The sequence below is a fragment of the Luteitalea sp. TBR-22 genome (assembly GCF_016865485.1).
Lineage (GTDB): Bacteria > Acidobacteriota > Vicinamibacteria > Vicinamibacterales > Vicinamibacteraceae > Luteitalea.
The window spans coordinates 6,207,204-6,228,780 of the sequence record NZ_AP024452.1 but is presented as its reverse complement, the minus strand read 5'-3'; the positions used below and the strand labels follow the sequence as shown (position 1 = coordinate 6,228,780).

Annotated in this window: 15 protein-coding genes; 13 read left to right on the top strand and 2 right to left on the bottom strand. The window is 73.4% G+C overall.

Annotation, left to right across the window (positions count from 1 at the left end):
- Positions 1 to 286 precede the first annotated feature (286 nt).
- From TBR22_RS25660 to TBR22_RS25625, 8 genes are all read left to right on the top strand, one after another.
- Entirely contained in the window at positions 287 to 1,876 is a 1,590-nt protein-coding gene (locus TBR22_RS25660; RefSeq protein WP_239490696.1) for a S8 family serine peptidase, read from the top strand.
- Between the two features lie 10 nt (positions 1,877 to 1,886).
- Positions 1,887 to 3,224: a hypothetical protein gene (locus TBR22_RS25655; RefSeq protein ID WP_239490695.1), complete on the top strand. Its 1,338-nt coding sequence runs from the start codon at positions 1,887 to 1,889 to the stop codon at positions 3,222 to 3,224.
- Positions 3,221 to 5,554 (top strand): CHAT domain-containing protein, encoded by a 2,334-nt coding sequence (locus TBR22_RS25650; protein WP_239490694.1) that lies wholly within the window; start codon positions 3,221 to 3,223, stop codon positions 5,552 to 5,554. The genes TBR22_RS25655 and TBR22_RS25650 overlap by 4 nt, the downstream gene beginning before the upstream one ends.
- Positions 5,555 to 5,560: 6 nt before the next feature.
- On the top strand, positions 5,561 to 11,488 hold the full coding sequence (locus TBR22_RS25645; protein WP_239490693.1) for a hypothetical protein: 5,928 nt from the start codon (positions 5,561 to 5,563) through the stop codon (positions 11,486 to 11,488).
- Positions 11,489 to 11,502: 14 nt separating this feature from the next.
- The gene (locus tag TBR22_RS25640) at positions 11,503 to 12,564 is read left to right on the top strand and encodes a hypothetical protein (protein ID WP_239490692.1); all 1,062 of its coding nucleotides are present in this window, start codon (positions 11,503 to 11,505) and stop codon (positions 12,562 to 12,564) included.
- Positions 12,565 to 12,629: 65 nt separating this feature from the next.
- Positions 12,630 to 13,433 (top strand): caspase family protein, encoded by an 804-nt coding sequence (locus TBR22_RS25635; RefSeq protein ID WP_239490691.1) that lies wholly within the window; start codon positions 12,630 to 12,632, stop codon positions 13,431 to 13,433.
- A gap of 6 nt (positions 13,434 to 13,439) precedes the next feature.
- Positions 13,440 to 15,086, top strand: coding sequence for an effector-associated domain EAD1-containing protein (locus tag TBR22_RS25630; RefSeq protein ID WP_239490690.1), 1,647 nt, complete (start codon positions 13,440 to 13,442; stop codon positions 15,084 to 15,086).
- Entirely contained in the window at positions 15,083 to 15,901 is an 819-nt protein-coding gene (locus tag TBR22_RS25625; protein ID WP_239490689.1) for a hypothetical protein, read from the top strand. Before TBR22_RS25630 ends, TBR22_RS25625 begins: the two co-directional genes overlap by 4 nt.
- On the opposite strand, the gene TBR22_RS25620 is transcribed toward TBR22_RS25625, so the two are convergent.
- Positions 15,870 to 16,169, bottom strand: coding sequence for a DUF1330 domain-containing protein (locus tag TBR22_RS25620; protein ID WP_239490688.1), 300 nt, complete (start codon positions 16,167 to 16,169; stop codon positions 15,870 to 15,872). The two genes, TBR22_RS25625 and TBR22_RS25620, sit on opposite strands and share 32 nt — an antisense overlap.
- Positions 16,170 to 16,215: 46 nt before the next feature.
- Between TBR22_RS25620 and purE the strand changes: the two genes are divergently transcribed.
- The 4 genes from purE (at position 16,216) to TBR22_RS25600 (ending at position 19,574) form a co-directional block, all read left to right on the top strand.
- Positions 16,216 to 16,707 carry a 5-(carboxyamino)imidazole ribonucleotide mutase gene (gene purE / locus TBR22_RS25615; protein ID WP_239490687.1) on the top strand — a complete coding sequence of 164 codons (492 nt, stop codon included), beginning with the start codon at positions 16,216 to 16,218 and terminating at the stop codon, positions 16,705 to 16,707.
- Positions 16,704 to 17,849, top strand: coding sequence for a 5-(carboxyamino)imidazole ribonucleotide synthase (locus TBR22_RS25610; RefSeq protein WP_239490686.1), 1,146 nt, complete (start codon positions 16,704 to 16,706; stop codon positions 17,847 to 17,849). Before purE ends, TBR22_RS25610 begins: the two co-directional genes overlap by 4 nt.
- 164 nt (positions 17,850 to 18,013) lie before the next feature.
- Positions 18,014 to 18,673: a zf-TFIIB domain-containing protein gene (locus tag TBR22_RS25605; RefSeq protein ID WP_239490685.1), complete on the top strand. Its 660-nt coding sequence runs from the start codon at positions 18,014 to 18,016 to the stop codon at positions 18,671 to 18,673.
- 58 nt (positions 18,674 to 18,731) lie between these two features.
- The gene (locus TBR22_RS25600; RefSeq protein ID WP_239490684.1) at positions 18,732 to 19,574 is read left to right on the top strand and encodes an HDOD domain-containing protein; all 843 of its coding nucleotides are present in this window, start codon (positions 18,732 to 18,734) and stop codon (positions 19,572 to 19,574) included.
- Between the two features lie 142 nt (positions 19,575 to 19,716).
- Here the strand turns inward: TBR22_RS25600 and TBR22_RS25595 are convergent, their stop codons facing one another.
- Positions 19,717 to 21,006: an amidohydrolase/deacetylase family metallohydrolase gene (locus tag TBR22_RS25595; RefSeq protein WP_239490683.1), complete on the bottom strand. Its 1,290-nt coding sequence runs from the start codon at positions 21,004 to 21,006 to the stop codon at positions 19,717 to 19,719.
- A gap of 151 nt (positions 21,007 to 21,157) precedes the next feature.
- Here TBR22_RS25595 and TBR22_RS25590 point away from each other — a divergent pair, with 151 nt between their 5' ends.
- Positions 21,158 to 21,478 carry a GYD domain-containing protein gene (locus TBR22_RS25590; RefSeq protein ID WP_239490682.1) on the top strand — a complete coding sequence of 107 codons (321 nt, stop codon included), beginning with the start codon at positions 21,158 to 21,160 and terminating at the stop codon, positions 21,476 to 21,478.
- The last annotated feature ends 99 nt before the right edge of the window (positions 21,479 to 21,577 follow it).

Genomic DNA, 21,577 nt, shown 5'->3' with positions numbered 1-21,577 from the left:
CGTTCGGCGCATCGCGAGCGTTAAGACAGATGTCCCCGACGAGCACCGGCCCCGACCGGAGAGGCGTCCCGCGAGCACTGCCATGGCCAGAACGAACCCCGCGCGGCTTCGCCGTTCGACCCCGTCACCGCGTCGCCAACGCCGGTCACCCTCGTCGGCACCCGGCCTCGTCCCGGCGAGCGGGGCGCCGTCGGACCCCTACGTGGCGAGGTGTCGCGGGCTCCTGGTCCACGCCGCGCCAGCAGAGCTCAGCGACGCGACGGCTCGCGCCATTGCGGATGCGGCCGTGCGCGAGTCGATCGGCGAGGGGTATGTCGTCGAGCCGCTGGGCGTCGGGGCGCGTGACTACCGTGTCACCCGTGCCGACGGCGCCGCGATTCCGGTGGGCGAGGCCTGGGCATTCACGCGCGCCCTGGCCGGGCACCGCGACATCGCCGATGCCGAGCCAGCCATCGACCAGCCGGGCCTGGAACCGCCGCCCGGGGTGCTGGCGACGCCGCCAGCCACCCCCGTCATCCGTCCTCGCGACTTCAGCGCCGACGCCCCGCTCCCGTGCGCCGCCGACGACGTGGAGTGGAGCCTCGCGCTGTGCCGCGTCAAGGAGGCCTGGGCGCTGACCCCACCCACTCCCGAGGGCCGTGCACGCGGCGAGGGCATCGTCGTCGGTCACCCCGACACCGGGTACACGCGGCACGCCGAGCTCTTCGATCCGGCGCCGCGCGTTCGGGTCGGGGACAGCTACGACTTCGTGCTGCGCAAGCCTGACGCCGCCGACCCGCTCGAGCCGGGCAACCCCGGGCACGGCACCACGACGGCCAGCGTGATCATGAGCAGCCCCGGCGGGGCGGCGCAGGGCGGCGGTCGCGGCGTCTCGGGCATCGCGCCGGCGGCCACCATCGTGCCGCTCCGCGTCACGCCGCGCGTCGTCCTGCTCGGCTTCGATCGTCTTGCGGAGGCCATCCGCTACGCCGCCGACAAGGGCTGCCACGTCATCTCGATGAGTCTGGGCGGCGTGGCGCCGTCGGGAGCGTTGGAGCGGGCCGTCGCCTACGCGGTGTCGCAGGGCGTGGTCGTGCTCGCGGCGGCCGGCAACGTGTGGCCCTGGGTCGTGTACCCGGCCCGACTCGACCAGGTGATCGCCTGCGCCGCCTGCAACTGCCGTGGCGGCATCTGGAAGCACTCGGCCAGCGGCGACACCGTGGACGTGACTGCGCCGGGCGAAAGCGTGTGGGTGGCCCGACCCGGCAAGGATGCCGGACCGGCCGACGACATCATCGACACCGGATCCGGGACGTCCTACGCGGTGGCGACCACGGCCGGCGCCTGCGCGCTGTGGCTGGCGTTCCACGGCCGCGACACGCTGACCGCCCGGTACGGCAAGGGGCAGATCGCCGCCGTGTTCAAGGAAGTGCTGATGACGCACGGCGTGAACACGCCGCGTGGCTGGCGCCGGGACAAGCACGGCGCCGGCATCCTCGACGTCGAGAAGCTGTTGCGCGCGCCGCTGCCGGCCACGCCGCCCGCCAGCGGCCTGCGCGTGCGCGCCTCGGTGGCGCCGCGCGGCGCCAACGACGTCGATCGCTTCCTTCCGTACTACCCGGAGGTCGAGCCCGCGGTCGTCCGCCGCGGCCTGGTGCGGGCCTTGCGCACCACCGATCGCGACCTGCCCCTCGTGCTCGCCGAACTCGGCGACGAACTGCTGTTCCAGGTGGCGACCAACCCCGACGTGCGCGCCCGCGTGCTGAAGGGCGGCGGGCCGAAGAAGCGCGGCGCCGCGCTTCCGAGGTCGGCGCCCGCCGGAGCGGCGGCGCGTACCACGACCCTCACCCGCCTGGCCCGCGAGGGCTCGGCGGCGCTGCGCGCCCGTCTCGCGTGAGGCCGACGCCATGCCCGGCGTGTGGGAGACCGAGGCGGAGTGGCGGCGCCTCAAGCGCGAACTCGGGGAGTGGCATGCGCGGCGGCGCCTTGCCGATGCCACTGGCCAGCACCATTCGCAACTGCAGGCGGCGCACACGCTCGTCGATGGCGTGCTCGACCGACTGCACGGTCCCATCACGGCAATGACCACGGCCGGCGCCCACGTGTCGGAAGCCTGTCGCGTGCACGACCGGCGCCTGGCGTGGCTTCGCCGACTCTGGGAGTTCCTGCGCGTCCGCCTCGATCAGCGCGACGACGCGGTGCTCGGTCCCGTGCTGCGCGCCGCCGACGAGGTGGTGTGGAGCTGCTACAGGGAGCCATTCGCCTCGCTGGGCATCGTCGGTGACGGCATGGCCGGTCCGCCGCCGCTGCCGTTCGTCGAGCCCGGGCTGACGCCGGAGGTGTTCCCGCAGGGGCTCGTCCCCGGCGAACTGCGACGCGACGTCGATGCCCCCTTCCTGCGCGCTGCGCTCGAGCAGTTGCCGTTCGCCGTGGTGCGCGTGCCGGCATCGTGCGCCACCGCGCCCTGGTGGCTCGTGCACCTCGGGCACGAGGTCGGGCATGTCGTCGACGCGCAACTCCTCGGCCCGGCAGCACGAGCCCGCCTGGTGGACGGCTGCGGGCTCGACCCGGCCACGGCACAGGACTGGACGCGGTGGAGCGGCGAGACGTTTGCCGATCTCTATGCTGCGCTGATGCACGGCCCATGGGCGCTGTGGGCCCTGTCCACCGCAGAAACGCAGGATCCCGCCGGATTGTCGCAGCGGCGCGACAGCTACCCGCCGCCGGCCGTGCGGCTGCTGGTGATGGCGCACGCGCTCGACCGGCTCGGGGCGCCACTCGACGACCTGCAGACGGAACTCGCGCGATGGCAGGCGGTGGTCGATGCCGATGCCTCGCTCTCGGCGTCTGCCCAGGCCGGGCGACACGTCGTCGAGGCCCTGCTGACCGAACGCGTGCAGCGCTCGTCGTGGCGCGACCTCGCGGACTGGGCGCCCGGCGACTGGCGCCGGAAGGCGCTGCTGCCGTGGTCGCAGCGGTTGACGAGCCGCCCGGCGACGCCCGAGCCGAAGCCGCGTCGTGCCGACATCCGCGCCGCCGTGGCCGCCACCGTGATGCGCCGCCGCGACGGTGACGCGACACCGACCGCCTTCGACGGCGATGGCATCGGCGCCGACCTGCTGGCCTGGCTGCCGGCGCTGCGCGAGCGCGGGACGCGCGGCGCCGCCGGCGTGCCGACGGCCGTGCTCGAGGCACAGTGCGCCGCCCTGGCGCGGGATCTCATGGACGCGGAGCCGCTGCCATGACCGCGCCGGTGCGCTTCACCGTGGTCCTCGGCGCCGCGGACCCGGCCGGGCCGGGCACGCCCGCGGCCTGGTCGTCCGAGGTGCGCGACGCCACTGGCGCCGTGCTCGCCGGCAGCGCCCGTCGCCTGCAGGCGCTGCCGCTCGACGACCAGGACGACGTGCTGCTGACGTTCCCGGCGTGCCACGCGCCGCTGGCCGACGGCGCTGCCGACGCCGACGTGCTGCATGCGCTGGATGCCCGCACGCTCGGACGCTGGTACGCGAACATGGCCGGCGGGCAGGCCTCCGACGGCATGGCGCGCCGGTTCGGCCGGTACCTGTTCGAGCTGGTGCTGGGACAACCGGTGTGGGATGCCATGCTCGCGGCCGCCGCGGCGGCGCCGATCGACCTGCGCATCGCCTGCCCACCGGAGGCCTGGGCGTTGATGCGCCTGCCGTGGGAGCTGATGCACGACGGCCAGCACTTCCTGGCGGCACGTCCGGGACCGCTCGTGCTCATGAGCCGGGTAGTGACGGCGCCGGGCGCCACGGCGACGCCCCGCGTGTTCTCGCCGCGCGTGCTGTTCGTCGTCGGATCGCTGCAGGACGACGCGGAGGTGCGCGCCGGCGCCGAGTACCTCGGCCTGCTGCGCCGCCTGCAGGCGCTCGACCTCACCCTCGACTCGCGCGTGCTCCGAGATGCGACCGCCGAGACGTTGCAGGCCGAGATCGCGCGCTTCCAGCCGTCGGTGGTGCACTTCATCTGCCACGGCGGGTTCATCGAGGGGCGGGGCGCGCTTCGCCTGTTGGCCTCCGACCCGGGCCTGCCGTACGTCGACTACACGGCGCCGCAACTCCTCGCGCTGCTGGCGACCACCGACGAGGCCGGGACCACCCGCTATCCGCCGGTCGTCGTGCTCAACGCGTGCTACAGCGCGACCCCGCCGGTCCCGGGCGACGATCCCGTCGATCGACTGTCGGCCGCGCCGGTGTTCGGCACCGGGTCTGCCGTGTTGCCGACGCACGCCGACACGATCCCGCTCGGCGCCGAGCTGGTGCGAGGCGACGGCATCAACGGCGGGCCGGCGCTGGTGGTCGGCATGGGCGGCAAGGTGGCCGACCTGGCGTGCCGGTTGTTCACGCGGCAGTTCTACCAGTCGCTGTTGCGCGGCAACCCGACGTGGTCGGCTGCCGCAGGGCGACGGGGCGCCTTCACCCACGGCTTCGATCCCCTCGACAGCGTGGACTGGGCGATGCCGGTGGTGTTCGTCGAGGCGTCTGCCGAACTGGCCGTCGATCCGGCGGAGCTCGACATGGCGCGACGCCGGGAGACGGCGGCCCGCCAGTTCCGTCGGCAGTCCGACCCACCGGCGTTCTGCGGTCGCTTCGCGTTCTTCGATCAGTGGCGGCAGCTCACCTCGCCTGCGTCGACGCCGGCCCGTCGGCTGCTCGCGATCTCCATGAGCGCCTTCGACGCCGACCGGCAGCTGGGCGGCACGCGCCTGCTCGAGGAACTCGCCGTGTCGGCCGTCCATGCCGGTCACGTGCCGATCCTGCGCACGTACAACAGCAAGTCGGGATCGCCCGAGCGGCCCACCGACGTGCCGGCGATCGCCCGCGAGCTGCTGGCCGCGGCGCTGCAGACGCGCCTGAACTACGGGCTCGGCGCGCTTACGACCGTGCCGCAGGTACTCGCCCTCGTGCAGCGCCAGCAGGGTGACGCGACCGCGCCGCTCGATCCGGCGGTGAGCACCGCCTGGCTGCTCGACCAGACCGAGGCCTGGCGGCTGGCCATCCAGAAGGACCTGTGGCACGTGCGCGACGAGATCGTGGCGCACCTCGGCGTGCCGGCACAGGGCAGCGGCACCCCCCTGGCCGTGGTGCTGCTCGACGAGGTGCAGCGGTACGCCGACGCGGCGGGCCGCTTCGTCGCCGACCTGCTCCGCGCCGGGGGCCTGGGCACGCCGCAGGACCCGATTCCCGTCGCCTTCACCTACCGCAAGGATCCCAACTACGCCGGCCCGTTCGAGCAGCTGCGCACCGCGCTCGACGCGGTATCGAACTGGGCGTTCCGCGAGGAGTTGCACCCGTTGCGCGAAGCGCTCACCGACCGATCGATCTACCTCCACCTCCTGCTGCAGCGGACGCCACCGCTGGTCCCTGCGCGCGCCGTCCCGCCGCAGGAGCTCGACGAGTGGTTCGCCCTGATCCACGAGGCGACGGCCGACGGCTACCCCTCGCACCTCAAGAGCACGGCGGGCCAGTTGCGGATCGCCCTGCGCGCGTGCCGCCAGGCCAGCGTGATCGTCGAGGCCGACGACGAGCAGGTCCTGCAGGCGCTGGAGCCCTGACGCGCGATGGCCGCCGAACTCTCACGCATGCGGGCGCTGCTCGCCGAGGCCAGGGCCGAGGTCGAGACCGAACTGCGGATGGCGGAAGCCTCGGTCGGCGAGGTGGCGCGCTGGCTGTGCATCGTGCCCGCGTGGTCGCCGGTGCTGGCCTCGCGCTGCGGCTTCCCGGGCTGGGTGGAGGGCGAGGAGCAGGCCCGCCTCGACGCGTGGCGCGCCGAGGGGCTGGTCGAGTCGGAGGCCTCGCCGCTGACCATCGACGAGACCGGGCAGTTCCTGCCGCCGCGGCTGCAGTTCTGGATGCCGCGCCAGGAGCGCAACCGCTGGCTCTCGCTGGCGCTCGCCGAGGACGGCCGCGACGGCCTGCGGGCGCTGGTCGGCCGCATCGCGCAGCGCGTGCGCGAGCAGCCCAACGACCAGCACATGCCGTCCTCGACGTGGCGGTGGGCGGTGCTGGCCCTCGAGGCCTGCAGTCCCGGGCCGATGTCCCGTGGCGCCTTCGAGCACGAGGTCGAGCGCGCCCTCTCGGCCAACAAGCCGGAGGAGGCGTGGCTGTGGATCGAGGCGCTGCAGCGCGTCGCGGAGGTGGTGCCCGGCGAGTCGACGCTGCTGCAGCAGCGGGCAGTGCGACAACTGGCGCTGTTCGATCGGCAGCGCACCGACCTCGCGCTGCTGCGTGACTACCTGCCGAGGCCGGCGCTGTTCGAGGCGTATCGGGACCTGCTCACCGGCCCGGACGAGGCGTGGGCCCTGCACTACCTCGGTGGCGGCGGCGTCGGCAAGACGATGCTGATGCGGGCGCTGACGTCGGGCACCGCGGCGCACCGGCCGGCCGACATCGAGATCCCGCCGACGATCACGGCACGGATCGACTTCGACCACATCGATCCGGACTACCCGGCGCGCCGGCCCGGCCTGCTGTTTGCCCACCTGGCCGAGGAACTGCGCCTCAAGGACGAGGGACTCCGCGCCTCCGAGGGGTTCTCGCTGCTGTTCCGCAAGATCGGCCTGCTGCACGAGCGCACCGGCCCGGAGGGCACCACCGAGGCCGAGATCGACGACATGCTCGACGTGTTCGCGTGGGCGTGCACCGAGCTGGCGCGATCGCGCGGCGCGCGGGTGGTGCTGCTGCTCGACACGTGCGAGGAACTGGCGCGGCTCGGGATCGACGGGCGACTGCCCGAGAGCGTCGAGCGCACGTTCGACCTGCTCACCCGGCTGCACGCCCGGCTGCCGGCCCTGCGCGTCGTGTTCTGTGGCCGGCGTCCGCTCGCGAGCACCTACGCCGGCGACGTGACGGTGGGGCCGGGCCTGCCGGCGCGTCCGTGGCTGGCGCTGGAGCGGGTGCACGCCTTCTCGGAAGAGGAAGCCCGTGCCTACCTGTCACGGGTCGGCGTGCCCGCCGCGCTGGTCGATCCGATCCTCATGCGAAGTGGCGCCGCCGCCTCGTCGTCCGCCCTCGGGCTGGCCCCGGAGGCGACCGTCGCGCGCTACAGCCCGTTCAGCCTGTCGGTGTATGCGGCCTGGGTCGCCCGGCAGCCGGGACTGACGCCGGCGGCGATCCTCGACGACCCCGTCGACCACTTCGTCCGGATCCGCATCCTCGACCGGATCCACAACAACGACGTCCGCCGGCTGCTGCCGCACGTCGCGCTGCTCGGTCGCTTCGACGAGGCGACGCTGCGCGCCTGCGCCGACCTCCGTCCCGACGTCGCCGACGCCGTGCTGCGCGAGCTCGGCTCGCAGGAGTGGATCGACAGGCAGGCCGGCGGCTACTACGCGGTCGAGCAGGAGCTGCGATCGCGGCTGTTGCACTACTTCGCGCTCGAGGCGCCGGCCGAGATCGCCGCGGCGCGCGCCCGGGTCCTCCCGGTGCTGCGACACCTGCTCGGGCAGGGGAACGCGTCGGAGGTGCCCGACGAGGCCGTCGTGCAGGCCATCACCGAGCTGGTGCCGGGCGACCGGCAGGCGATGCTCTCGACCTGGCGCGTCCTCGACGCGCGCATCGTCGTCGGCGGACATGCCGCCTGGGGCACGCGCGTGCTCGGCCGCCTGCTCGCCGACGAGGAGGGACTCGCCTCGCGTGCCGTCGATCCCGGCGTCTGGGCCGCCTGCCTCACCACGTACGGCGAGTGCGTGATGCGGACGCAGGGCGCCGCGGCCGCCGCCGACCTCTGGCCACGCGCCTGGGATCACGCGTCGTCCCTCGACGACCCGACCGAGCGTGCAGCGGTGCGCGCCCGCCTCGCGGCCGGGGCGCTCGCCGGCTGCTGCGCCGAGGAGCGCCACGCGGGCGAGGTCGATCGCTGGGCGATGCGCCTGTTCAACGTCCTGACCGACGTCGGTCAGCCGCTCGCCTCGCCCGCGCACCTGGCGCCGGTGATCGCTGCGCTCATGAGCTGCGCCGACAGCCTCGACCGCCGCGGCGATCCGTTCGCTCCTGCCGAGCCGATGCTGGAGCGCGTCGCGGCGGCCCTGGTCGGCGTCGGGCACGCGCCGTCGCGCGCGCTGGCGCTCACCTGCGTCGGGCGCCTCGCCGCCCGGAGACAGGATGCCGACGTGGCCCACAAGCGCCTGGCCGAGGCGCTTGCCACCATCACCGCGTCGCACGACCGCGAACTGCCGCCGTGCCTGCAGTGGCCTGCCGGGCTCGACGCCGCGTCGTGGGTCGTGCTCGAGTCGCTCCGCGGCCTGTCGGGGCTGGAGCCGGTGGAGGACACGCTGGCGCGCTTCTCCACGATCCCGCCGGTGCGCAGCGCGACCGCCCTCAACCGGATCGAGGCCCTGCGGCTTCGGCTCGCCGCGTCGACGCGCGTGTCGTCCGGCAGCGAGAGCGTCCTGGGCGACGACACGGCTCGCGGCGCACGCCCCGTCCACGATCAGGTCCGGCCCGACGACGTGGCGCCGGTGGAGTCGGCCGGACAGGCCCTCGTGCCGCCGCGCGCTGTCGCGCTGGCCATCGATCTCGTCGAGCGGGGCCGGCCCTCGGACGGCCTGCGCCTGCTCGGCGAGTTGACCTCGCTGGCCACCAGCGCCCGCAACACGGTCGTGGCGACGGCCGCCGAGGCGGCGCGGGTCGACGCGGTGACCCGCCTGCGTCTCGGCGAGCACGGGCGACTGAGCCGACAGCTCGGCGACGGCCTGCGATCGCTCGACGTCGAAGGTCGCGAGCGGGCGCGCGCCTTCATCGGCGACGAGGGCGGCTTCAACCCCGAGTCGACGGCGGCCATCGCCCTCGAGGACGAGGCGGTGTCCACACGCGGCGCGGCGCACGCCGTCTGGCGCGCCCGGCGGGCCTTCACCGCTCAGGAGCGTGCGGAGCTGGCGCGCGCCGGCGCCTCGATGCTCGCGCCCGCCGTGGAAGGCGAGGGCGAGTGGGTGCAGGCCTGCGTGGCCCTCGACCTGGTGGAGTGCGGGGAGCTGAGCAGCGACGCCACGACGCCTCACGGTCCGCGCCCGCCGGCCTCCCCGGAAGACTGGTGGAGCCGCCACCCGGCCCTGCCGGCGCATGCCCTGCGCTTGTGGGTGCGCAGCTCCGCGCTCGGCGTCTCGCCGGGCGGGCCGACGACACAGCTCGTGCGGCGGGTCGGCGTGCGGCGCGCCGCCCTCATCGCGCTCGAGGAGGGCGAGCTGCTGGCGCTCAGGCTGCCCGCGCCGGCCCTTCGCCTGCTCGCGCTCGCGCTCACGTGGTTCGAGGACGCCGGCGACGTCTTCGGCACGTGGCAGGTCCAGGCGCTGCTGGCACTGACGCGCGTCCGCGCCGGCGTGCCGCGTGAAGCCGTCGACCTGTCCGGCCTCCGCGCGGCGCACGATGCCATGACGACAGGCGCGGGGAACCGCGCGATTGCGGACCTGCCGGCCTGGGACGTCCTGGTGTCGACCGTCTCCCTGCCGTTGCCGGACTCGTCGTCGGCCGAGTGGACGCCGTGGCTCCATCGCCTCATCGCGCTGCATCACTGGGTCGATGCGGGCGTGCGCCCCGAGGTGCTGTTCGCGCGGCCCGATCAGGTCCCGCTCGAGCTGCGGGCCTGGCCCGTCGTCGGCGGCGACGGGACGACGTCGGAGACCGTCATCGCACCGGTCGGCGGCGGGACGGGAGAGCGCCGGGCGGAGGCCGCCGCCGCCCCCCGGCCCCCGAGCGCCGAACGCCCCACGGGGAGCGTGGCGCGGCCGGTGTCGATGGACCTCGGATCGGGGTCGGCGCCGGCGTTGCCGCCCGTCGCCGCGCCGCAGGCGGCGCCGGTGCCGACCCCGACGGCGCGCATTCCGCGCCTGTCGACGCTGATGTGGGTCGCCATCGTCGTGGCGGTCGTGTTCGCGATCATGGCGCTCGACACCCTCTGGAACACCCGGACGGTCCCGCCGGCCGCCCAGAGCCCGAGCTCCTCGCGCGGCGAGCCGATCGACAGCTGGTCGTCGGGCGCCACGTCGGCGGTCCAGGGAGACCTGGCAGGCGGGGCGAGCGAGCCAACGGCAACGCCGGCCACCGCAGCGCCGGCAGCCGCAGCGCCCGCGCCGAATGCACCGGCCATCGCGGCGAGACCGGCCCCCGAGGCGGGAGCTGCATCACCGTCCGACCGGTACCGCGACCGCGCGGGACAGTCGGCGCAAGCCAGCGCGTCGCCTGCTCCAGCGTGGGCGCCGGTGGCTCCTGCAGCTCCCGCGCCTTCCGGCGCCCCCGAGGCAGTGTCGGAACCCACGCTGGCGCCGGCGCCGGTCCGCCCGCGCGCTGGCGGGGCCACCTACGCCGGGCCCGCGTTCCCGGTGGGGCGGCTCGCGCCGAGTCCGTCGACCGACGCGAGCCCCGTGTGGCTGGCGGTCCTCGCAGCCGTGCTGCTGCTGGCGGCGGCGGCCTCGTGGGTGCTGATTCGTCGTCAGCGTGCAGCGGCGCCGGCGGCCGACGGCGGCATCCCGATCCGCGCCTGGCAGGCAGCGGTGGTCCTCTCGGGTGGCGATGCGTCGTTCGGCCGCGCCGGCGTGATCGACGCCACCGTCACCCTGCACGACGAGGCCGGCCAGGTGGCGACGACCGCGCCGCTGCGCATGCGCCGCGCGGATGCCTACGCCGGCCTCGATGCGTTGCGTCAACCACCGTCGGGGACGGTGCTGTCGAGTGCGGTGCGCGAGGCGGCCGGTGTCGACCGGATCGACCTCCTCCTGTCGGGGCGTGCGGCGTGGCCCTGCTGGGAGGCGCTGCTCTGGTCGGGCGTCGTCGACGGCACGCGGATCGGGCCGCCGGTCGTCCGGCACGTCCCCGCGTCGCGTGCCGCGCGCGCCTTGCGCCCAGCCGAGGGGCGGCTGCGGGTCGCCCTCGTCGCCGACTCGCCGAGCGAGGCCCGTCAGGCCACCTACGCGTGGGAGGCCTCGGTGCGTGCCGAGCGCGTCGCCCTGGCGCAGGCCAGCGCCGAGCAGATCCGCGCCGGCCAGTCAGCGCCCGGCATCGGCCTGGTGCACGTCGTCGCGTCGACCGTCGAGACACCCCAGGGCCTGTTCGCCGAGGTCCACGGGCGCGACGCGCTGGAGGGGGAGTCCCTGGAGAGCCTGCACGTCGACCGCGGCACGCTGTTCGATGCCTCACAGCTCGCGCACGTGTTCCCCGAGGCTGCCTGCGTGCTGCTGCAGCCGCCGCGTCGGGCGTCGCTCGAGCTCACGCCTGCCGGGCGCGAGGCCTGCGCCACCGCCCGGCTGTTCGGCGCTGCGCTGGCCGAACAGGGTGTGCCGATCGTGGTGGTGCTGCCGCCGCTCGACGGCGAGCTCGGCGCCCACCTCGTGCGCCTGCTCGGGCGGCGCGTCCCGGCGCTGGCGGTGGGCATGCCCTTCGACACGTTCGGGTTCGTGCTGCGCGCCCGCCAGATGATCTTCGAGCACGCGCAGAAGCTGCTGCCTCGCGACGCGGCGATCGAGCTCGCGCTGCATGTCGCCGTGTACGTCGCCTGACCCGGAGGCATCACGTGAGCCTGTTGACGATCCTCGACGACTGGTGGGCCCGCGAGGCGGCAGCCCTCGTGGTGCACGACGTGCCGGCGAGCGCCGTGCAGCCTGCCGGCGACACCGGCACGGTGTGCCGCGCCGGCGTCGACTACTTCCGCATCTGGCTCGCGGAGATGCGGCTGGCCCGCGATCGCGAGTGGTTCGCGACGCGTCACCCTGCCGTGCACGTCCTGGTGCGCCTCCGCTTCGGTGATGCCGACGAGGAGTTCCCGATCGTCGCCGGGCCGATGTCCCTGCCCGGCCTCGACCAGGCGCATCTCGGCGACGTCGTGCAACTCGACCACCTGCTCACGCCGTTGCTGCCGCACAACGGCGGCGTCGTCGAGATCGCCGCGGGTCTGCTCGCGCTCGAGGGCACCAGCGCCGTGAAGGAAGTGGTCCGGGCGGTCGAGACGATGGGCGCCGTGCTCGCGGCGCCGCCGCTCTCGACGGCCGTCGCCGCGGCCGGCGCACTCGGATCGGCGCTGCAGGTGCTGCTCGGCGCGGCGGCGGGACGCCAGCACCTCGGCGTGCACCTGTCGTACGCGGGGGCGCAGGCGCCGAAGGCCCTGCACGCCGGGTACGTGGCGATCCTGCGGCAGGGGGCGTCGGCCCTCGAGGCGCGCGACCTGTCGGTGCAGCAGGGCCGGCTGCACCTCCGGGGCGCGCCCGTCACCGGCCTCGACTACATGCTGCTGCGCATCGAGCGCGTCGAGGAACGCGACGACTGGCGCGCACTCTCGGCCATCGACGCGCCGTTCCGCGAGGCGCAGGCGGCCCTGGCCTACGGCAACGAGGCCATGGCGAAGGCGTTCATGAGCCGCGCCCTGCTCGAGGCCCTGCACTCGAAGGACCTCACCGAGACCGATCGCCGTCGCGTGAGCAGCGAACTCAGGAAGGCCTGGGACGACAGCCGCAACCAGGGACTCGGGCTCGAGCGCTCGTCGTCGTCGCTGGCCGACGCCATGGCGCTCGCCGTGCCCGTGTCGCGATTCGTGCACACCGCAGCCGCCTCGGCCGAGGCGCTGCTTTCGCTGGACTGAATGACAGGGAACCAGACCGACTGACGGCGCGGCCGGAAACCGCGCCCTACCGTTCGAGGTGAAACATGGCCAAGCGCGCATTCTGTGTCGGCATCAACGACTACCCGTACGACGGCTCGGACCTCAACGGCTGCGTCAACGACGCCACCGCCTGGGCGGCGACGCTGAAGGAGCTGTACGGCTTCAAGGACGTGACGCTCCTGGTGGACAAGGACGCGACCCGGAAGGCGATCCTCGAAGGCATCGAGAAGCTGCTGACGGGCGCCAAGGCCGGCGACGTGCTCGTGTTCACCAATTCGTCGCACGGCTCCTACAAGGCCGACACCGACGGCGACGAGGAGAAGTACGACGAGATCCTCTGCCCGTACGACATCGCCGACAACGACATCGCCGACGACGACCTGCGCAAGCTCTTCGCGAACCTCGCGACCGGCGTGTCGCTCACCGTCGTGCTCGACAATTGCTTCTCCGGCACCGCCACGCGTGCCCCCGTCTCGGAGATCATCCCGGGGCTGCGGACGCCCGATGACCGCCGCGTGCGCTTCCTGAGCCCGGCGCTGCGCGGCGGGAAGGTGCTCCAGAACCCGTGGAAGGCCAGGCCCAACCGTCCCGGCGGCTACACGGAGGCGTCGATGAAGGAGGTGCTGCTGACCGGCTGCACCGACAAGGAGTACTCCTACGACGCCAACATCGACGGCACCTACCACGGCGCCATGACGTACTACGCGCTGAAGGCGATCCGCGAGGCGCCGTCCACGCTCACGTACAATCGGCTCCATTCGCGCATCACCAGCCTGATCGGCGACTACCCGCAGCACCCGCAGCTCGAGGGGAGCAACGCCAACAAGCGGCGGCTGCTGTTCACCTGAGACGACGTGTACGAACTCGACGGCCGGCAGAAGAAGGCGCTGCACGCGGCGCTCCGTCACGCGTTCCCGCGCGCGACGGCCCTCGAGCGCCTCGTGGAGTTCCACCTCGACGAGCACCTCGCCGTGATCGCCGGCGAGGGCGCGCTCGACGACGTGATCTTCCGGCTGATCGCCTGGGCCGAGGCCCAGGGGCGCCTCGACGCGCTGGTCAACGGCGCGCGCGTCGAGGTGCCGGGCAATCCGCACCTGCTCGCCTTCGAGCGCACCGTGGTCGAGGCCCGCGACGCGCGGCCCCTCGACTCGGCGCTCCGCACCTTCGCCGAGCGGGTCCGCCTCGCGCCGACGCTGCCCGACGAGCCCGACCTCGAGAAGCGCGTGTTCCGCGCCGGCTTCTCCGACATCGCGCAGTGGCGGGCACGGCTGGGGCAGGCCGAGCTGGCCGTGTGCCGCATCGAGGCGCCGGCCTGGCGGGCACTCGGCACGGGATTCCTCGTCGGTCCTGACCTGGTGATGACCAACCGGCACGTGATCGAGGCGTTGGCCGATCACGACGCGCCGCCGATCGTCGCCCGGTTCGACTTCAAGCTCTCGCCCGACGGCTCACGGCTGCGCGAGGGCGAGACCTTCGCGCTCGCGCCCGCGTGGCTCGTCGCGAGCAGCCCGGTGGCCGACCTCGACTTCGCGCTGCTCCGGTTGGCCAGCGCCGCGGGCTTGCAGCCGGCGGGCGGGACGCCGGATGCGCCGCCGCGCGGGTGGGTCACGCCGGCGTGGCGCGAGCTGGAGGCCGACGAGACGATCTTCGTCATCCAGCACCCGCAGGGCGACGCACTGAAGCTGGCCTCGGGACGGTTCGACAGCCGCGAGCCGACACGCCTGCGGTATCGCGTGGACACCGAGCCGGGCTCGTCCGGTTCGCCGTGCTTCACCGCGCAGCTCGAGCTCGTCGCGCTGCATCGCGGGTCGGCCGAGGGGCTCGCCAACCAGGGCGTGCCGTTCGACGCCATCACGCGCGCGCTTCCTGCCGCGACGTTCCCCGCGCCGCCCGGTGAGTCGCCCGAGGCGCCTGCCCGGCCGAACGCCGCGGCACCGCCTGCTCCCGAATCGCTGCCCGCGCCGCCGCGTGCGCCCCGCCGCCGGCTGACGTTCGCGGCCGCGGCGCTGGTGGCCGTGGCGCTCGCCGCCGTGCCGTACCTCTGGTTCCGCCCTGCCGACGGCGCGGTGGTCGCCGTGCCGGAGACCGCCGGCCCGACGTCGGCGCTGCGCCCGACGCGCGAGATCACCGTGCAGTTCACCTGGACGCAGGTGCAGGGCGTGCCGTGGTGCGCCGCGGATGCGCAGCACTCCCGCGCCCTCTACCGGCTCGAGACGACCGGCCCGTGGCCGGTGGCCGCGGGGCCGCGGGCCCGCGAGATCCAGCTGGTCGCGGTCGGCGACATCGAGATCGAGGAGGCCAGCGTCGCGATGCGTGGCGGGCGCGAGGCCGCGGCCGTGTCGCAGTCGCGACGGACGCTCGTGCGCAAGTGGGTCTTTCCCGAGGACGTGCAGGCGCCGGTGGTCGTCGTGGCCTGCGTGCGCGGGACCGGGGGACACGCCGGCGGCACGACCCCGGAGCCGGCATTCAGGTTGACGACGTGGAAGGAGATGGAGCGATGAGGCTCGGACATGTCGTGCTGGTGTCGGCGGCGCTCGTCGTCCTGCTCGCCGGGTGCCGCGATCAGGTGCCGGGCGCGCGACCGGGTGGGTCGGTGGCCAGCGCCGTGCTCTATGGCCGCGTCGCCGGCTCGGACCACGTGGCCGCCGGCCCGCCTCGCGACTGGCAGGCGCGCGTCACCGCCGAGTACGACGACGGCACCGCGGCGCAGCCGCACGACCGCGAGAGCGGCGGCGACCTCTTCGCCTTCAAGGTGATTCCCGGCAAGCGCGTGCGCCTGTACTTCGAGGCGGTGCCCTACCAGGCCACCGTCACCGAGTTCATCGACGTGTCGCGCGACGATAGCGTCGCCATGCGCGTGCCCGACGTCGTCATGGACCGCATCCGCTGGACGATGGCGCTGTTTGCGGCGGGCAACGGCGAGGCGTTCGGCAAGAACCTCGAGGCGCAGGCGGCGATGGCCGAGACCACCGGCTCTGCCGACATCTTCGTCGCCAACCTGGAGTACTACCGCAAGGCGTCGGCGAAGTTCCCCGACTGCATGCGGAAGATCGAGGCCTTCGAGAGGACGCCGCGCTTTGCCGCGCTCTCTCGGCAAGCCGCCGACCGCGGCGTACCGGTGGATCGCCTCAAGGCGCTGGTCATGAGCCCGGCCGAACTGGCCAGGACCGATCCCGGGACGCTGCAGGTGCTCGCCGCCGCGCCACAGGTGGCCTCGTCGTTGCGCCTCGTCGCGCGCCAGGCCCTCGACGGTACGACCCCGACGGCCCCCGCGCCGGCCGCCGTCAAGCCGGGGGCGCGACCCCCTCGACGATGAACGCGCGGCCCGTCGAGTTGGCGAGCCGCACCTTCAGTGCCTCCTGGTAGTCGTCCGAGTAGTAGAAGGCCCTGGCCGCCTCGACCGAGGGGAATTCGATCACCACGAAGCGCTCGGGCTGCCATCCGCCCTCGAGGGTGGTCGTCTGCCCGCCCCGGACGAGGAACCGCCCGCCATGGCGGGCGACGCTGGCCGTGGCGAGATCGCGGTAGCCGGCGTACGGCTCGGGGTTGGTGACGGTGACTTCGACGATGACGTAGGCGGACACGGGACAGGCTCCTTTCGTGAGCGTGGCTGACTATACTGCCTGAGCGATGACCGAGACTCCGCCGCTCGTCGGCGTCATCATGGGCAGCAAGTCCGACTGGGACACGATGAAGCACGCGGCCGACGTGCTCGGGCAGTTCGGCGTGCCCTTCGAGGCCCGCGTGGTGTCGGCGCACCGCACGCCCGAGCTGATGCGCGAGTACGCGCACGAGGCGGCGTCGCGCGGGATCGAGGTGATCATCGCCGGCGCGGGAGGGGCGGCGCACCTGCCCGGCATGGTCGCCGCGCAGACGGTGGTCCCGGTGGTCGGCGTGCCGGTGCAGAGCCGGGCGCTGAACGGCCTCGATTCGCTGCTCTCGATCGTCCAGATGCCCGGCGGCGTGCCGGTCGCGACGATGGCGATCGGCGTTGCCGGGGCGAAGAACGCGGGGCTGTTCGCCGTGTCGATGCTGGCGGTGCAGCGGCCCGACCTGCGGGCGCGCCTGCAGGCATTCCGCGACGAGCAGGACCGCCTCGTGCGGAGCGAGCCGCTCGCGTGACCGCGCCGATCCTTCCCGGCGCGACGATCGGCGTGCTCGGCAGCGGGCAACTCGGCCGCATGTTCGCGATTGCGGCGCGTCGGCTCGGCTACCGCGTCCACACCTACTCGCCCGATCAGGACTCGCCGACCGGACAGGTGGCCGATCACGAGGTCACCGCCTCCTACGACGACCTGCAGGCCGTTGCGGCGTTCGCGCGCGACGTGTCGGCGGTCACCTTCGAGTTCGAGAACGTGCCGTCGCGCACCGTCGAGGCCCTCGGGACCGGTACGATCGTCCGTCCGTCGGGGCAGGTGCTGCACACGACGCAGCACCGCGTGCGCGAGAAGCAGTTCCTGTCGGGGGCAGGCATTCCGGTGGCGCCGTTCGCGGTCGTGCAGCAGTCGGTCGACCTGCACGCCGGTGTCGAGCGCATCGGCGTCCCGGCGATCATCAAGACGGCGAGCTTCGGCTACGACGGCAAGGGCCAGGTCCGCATCCCGAGCGCCGACCAGGCCGCCTCGGCCTGGGCCCGCCTGGGCTGGCAGCCGGCGGTGCTCGAGGGCGTGGTGGACTTCGCGTGCGAGGTGTCGGTGGTGGTGGCGCGCGACGCGACGGGCGCGATGGTGGACTACGGAGCGATCGAGAACGCGCATCGCGACCACATCCTCGACGTGTCGGTGTGGCCCGCCCGGGTGCCCGAGGCGACGGCGGCCAGGGCCGTGTCGGTGGCGCGCGCGGCGTGCGAGGCGCTCGACGTCGTCGGCGTGCTGTGCGTGGAGATGTTCGTGACGCGCGACGGCGAGGTGATCGTCAACGAGCTCGCGCCGCGTCCCCACAACTCGGGGCACCTCACCATCGACGCGCACGTCACCTGCCAGTTCGAGCAGCAGGTGCGCACGGTGTGCGGCTTGCCGCTCGGCAGCACCGCGGGACACGCTCCGGCGGCGGCGATGGCCAACCTGCTGGGGCACGAGTGGGCGCACGGCGAGCCGGCGTGGGCGTCGGCGCTGGCGATGCCGAACGTGAAGCTGCACCTGTACGGCAAGTCGGAGGCGCGACCCGGCAGGAAGATGGGGCACCTCACCGCTACCGCGGCGACCCCCGACGAGGCCGAGGCGATGGTCCGCGAGGCCCGTCGTCGCCTCGACCCCCGCCTCTGACCTCCGTGCCCTTCGCCCTTCGTCCCTCGTCCTCAGCCCTGAGCCCTGAGCCGTAAGTCGGTCGCGGTAACCCCCGAGCCGCTTCTGCCGATTCCAGATCCGTGGCGGTGTCCGCGGTGGCCAGAACGGCGATGTGCCCAGGGTGTGGGCATGCCATGGAGGCGGTGGGCCTGCCGGCTCACTACGGCCGGGTGGTGCAGGTCGACGTGTGCCGGCACTGCGGCGGCCTCTGGTTCGACCACGGCGAGAGCCAGCGCCTCAGCCCCGGCGCCACGCTCTCCTTGCTCGAGCAACTCACGCTACGGCCGGAACGGGGTATCCAGGCGCGATCGGCCTGCCCGCGTTGCCGCCAGACCCTGCTCGACGTCCAGGATCAGCAGCGCGCGACGAGGTTCTCGTACCGGCGCTGTCCCGCCGGCCACGGGCGGTTCATCACCGCATACCACTTCCTGCGCGAGAAGCACCTGGTGCGGGAACTGACCGCGCCAGAGATCGAGGAGGTCCGCGCCCGCATCGCGCAGGTCAACTGCGTGAACTGCGGGGCGCCCGTCGACCTGTCGGGCCCACTGGCCTGCGCGCACTGCGCCACGCCGGTGTCCATGGTGGATCCGCAGCAGCTGCGCCGTGAGCTCGACACGCTCCACCGCGCCGACGCGGGTGCGTCCACCGTCGATCCGACGTTGCCGATGCGGCTCGTGCACGAGCGGGCGGTGGCCGAGCGGGCCTGGTCGCGGCTGCCGGGCGACCGGTCGTGGGTCGACCGCCTTGCGAGCGCCGACGAGGCATCCACCATCGTCGATGCGGTGGTGCGGTTGCTCGGGTAAGCCCAGGCTTGATAATGGAGGCGCGTGCCCCGGGACGAGGGCGCGCGGAGCAACGACAATGATCGACATCAAGGCGCTGACGCGCGCGGCCAACGACATCGAGGCCTTGCCTCAAAGTGTCACCCGGCTGGCCGCGATCACCGCCGGAGAACACTGGACGCTGCAGGAGATCGAGGAGGTGGTGCGCCTGGATCAGGCGCTCACGCTCCGGCTGTTGCGGGCGGCCAACTCCGCCGCCAGCGCCACCGCGGTGCCGATCGTGACCGTGCGCGACGCGGTCGTGCGGCTCGGTATCCGGACGCTGCTGTCGCTGGCGACGGCGGTGGGCGTGCAGAAGCGGCTGAAGCAGGGCGTCCCGGAGTTCGGGTTGTCGGAAGGGGAGCTCTGGCGCCATTCGGTGGCTGCGGCGCTCGCCGCCGAGTCGGCGCAGGGTTTCTGCCAGGCAACGCTGCCGGTGGAGACCTACGCCGCCGCGCTGCTGCACGACGTCGGCAAGCTGGTGATGGCGCGCTTCCTCGACCCCGAGGTGCAGCGCGTGCTTGCCGAGGGGCGCGAGCGAGGCGGCCTCTCGAGCCTGCGCGCCGAGACCGAGGTGCTGCAGGTGCACCACGGCGAGCTGGGCGGGCTCATCGCGCAGCACTGGAGCCTGCCTGACCGGCTGGTGACGGGCATCATCCACCACCACACGCCGGACCTGGCCCACGACATCATCGCGGACGCCGTGCACGTGGCCAACATCGCCGCCAAGCAGGCCGGCACCGGCTACGCGCCGACCGATGCCGACCTGCAGGTGTCGCCGGCCTCGCTCGAGCGCCTCGGCATGACCCAGGAAGGGTTCGGCGAGCTCGTGGCGCAGGTGCGGTCCAGGCTCGAACGCGTGCTCGCCGCCTACGGCGCGTGATCGGTCCAGAGCAGAGCCTGTAGCCGTCGCCCTCGGGCGACGGTCAGTGACGACGCGCCCAGGCGTCGGCCAAGGCCGACGTCTACACCTGCCGACGCCGACGGCGGAGTGGGACACCCCGCCGTACCCGATCGCCACGCATCTACGGCACGATCACCCGATCGACGTCGCGCACGCCGTAGGTCGGCGGCAGCTTGCGGTAGTCGGTGCCCGTCCGCGCGTTCCAGTCCCACGCCACCCGTCCCTCGCGCAGCGTCAGCTCGCACAGCAGCCGCTTGTCGCCCGTCATCGTGCCACGCGCGCCGTCGGCGTACCCGAACCGTCCCTCCATCACGCGCAGCACCGCGATGTCGGCCTCGGCGCCCACCGACAGGTGCCCGAGCCCGGGGCGCTTGATCACCTTCGCCGGCGCGTCGGTCGAGGCGCGAATCACCTGCGCGAGCGGCATCCCCGCGACCAGGAACTTCGACATCGTCGTCAGCATGTCCTGCATGCCGGCGTTCATGCTGCCGGTGTGCAGGTCGGTGGAGATCGTGTCGGGGTAGAAGCCCTGCGCCACGGCCGGCACCATCGTGCGGAACACGAAGCTGCCGCCGCCGTGGCCGACGTCGAACACCACGCCGCGCCCCCGGGCGCGCTTGAGGTACGCGAGCACGGCGCCGTCGGCGCCGATGTAGGGCACCGGCCCGCGGAACATGTGCGTGGTGATGTCGCCGGGCCGCAGGCGCGTCGTCACGAGCTGGTGGTACGGGCGTTCCTCGCGGAAGTAGCCGAAGTCCACCATCACCGGCACGTTGGCGGCCGTGCCGGCCTCGATGGCGCGATCCACCGAGATCCATTCGGGCCCCTGGTAGTGCGCCGACTTGATGCCGACGACCACGTCCTTGTGGCGCAGCGCCATGTCGGCGGTCGCCCTGGCGTCCATGTCGTGCACGTTCTGCTCGGGCACGTCGGTGAGCATGCCGAAGCCGGCGATGTTGAGCATCGCGAGCACGCGCGTGCTGGCGCGGTCGATGACCGTGCGTCGGAAATCCTCGAAGTTGCGCCAGCCGGAGCTCCCGGCGTCGACCATCGTCGTGACGCCGGTGCGGAAGGAGAAGCCGTCCGGCAGCACGCTGTTGTCGCCAGCCCAGGCGCCCTTCACGCCGGTGGTCGCGAACACGTGCACGTGGATGTCGATGAGGCCGGGCGTGACGTAGAGGCCGGCGACGTCCACCACCTGCCTGGCGGCGCCGGGATCGATGCCGGCGCGCACCGCCGCGATGCGACCGCCCGTGACGGCGACGTCCATCGGGCCGTCGATGCCGTTGCGCGGGTCGATGACGTGGCCGCCCTTCAGCAGCAGGTCGTACGTCGGTTGCGCCTGCGCGATCGCCGTGGCGAGCAGCAGGGCGACCAGCGCGAAGAGGGCGCGGACTGCGGGAATGGGCATGCGGGATTCTGGTGCAGGACGACGTCCACCTCAAGCACGCGACGCCAACGGGCCTATACTCAGCCATTCCTGCCGATACATGTCGTTCGTCAGGTCGTACCGGTATGCCGGACGGCCGGGCCATGCCCGGCCAATGACGCCAGGAGGCTCGATGGCCAAGTACCTCACGAAGGCGAAGTACAACGCGGAGGGCATGAAGGGCCTGCTGAAGGACGGCGGGACCTCGCGCCAGGCGGCCGTCACCAAGGCGGTCAAGGCGCTGGGCGGCAAGGTGGAGGCGTTCTACTTCGCGTACGGGGAGGCCGACGCCTACGTGATCGTCGACCTGCCCGATCCCAACGCCGCCCTGGCGCTGACGTTGACGATCAACGCCACAGGCGTGGTGACCACCGAGATGGTGCCGCTGGTGACGCCCAAGGACGTCGACGAGGCAGTCGCCACCACCGTCAAGTATCGGGCGCCCGGCGCCTGAGTCCACGACGACGGGCCGCCCGTGCCGCGGCCCGTCGACCTCCGCGTTGACCCCGACTGTGGGTAGACCTAAACTCGGGCTTCCAACCTCTTCGAAAGG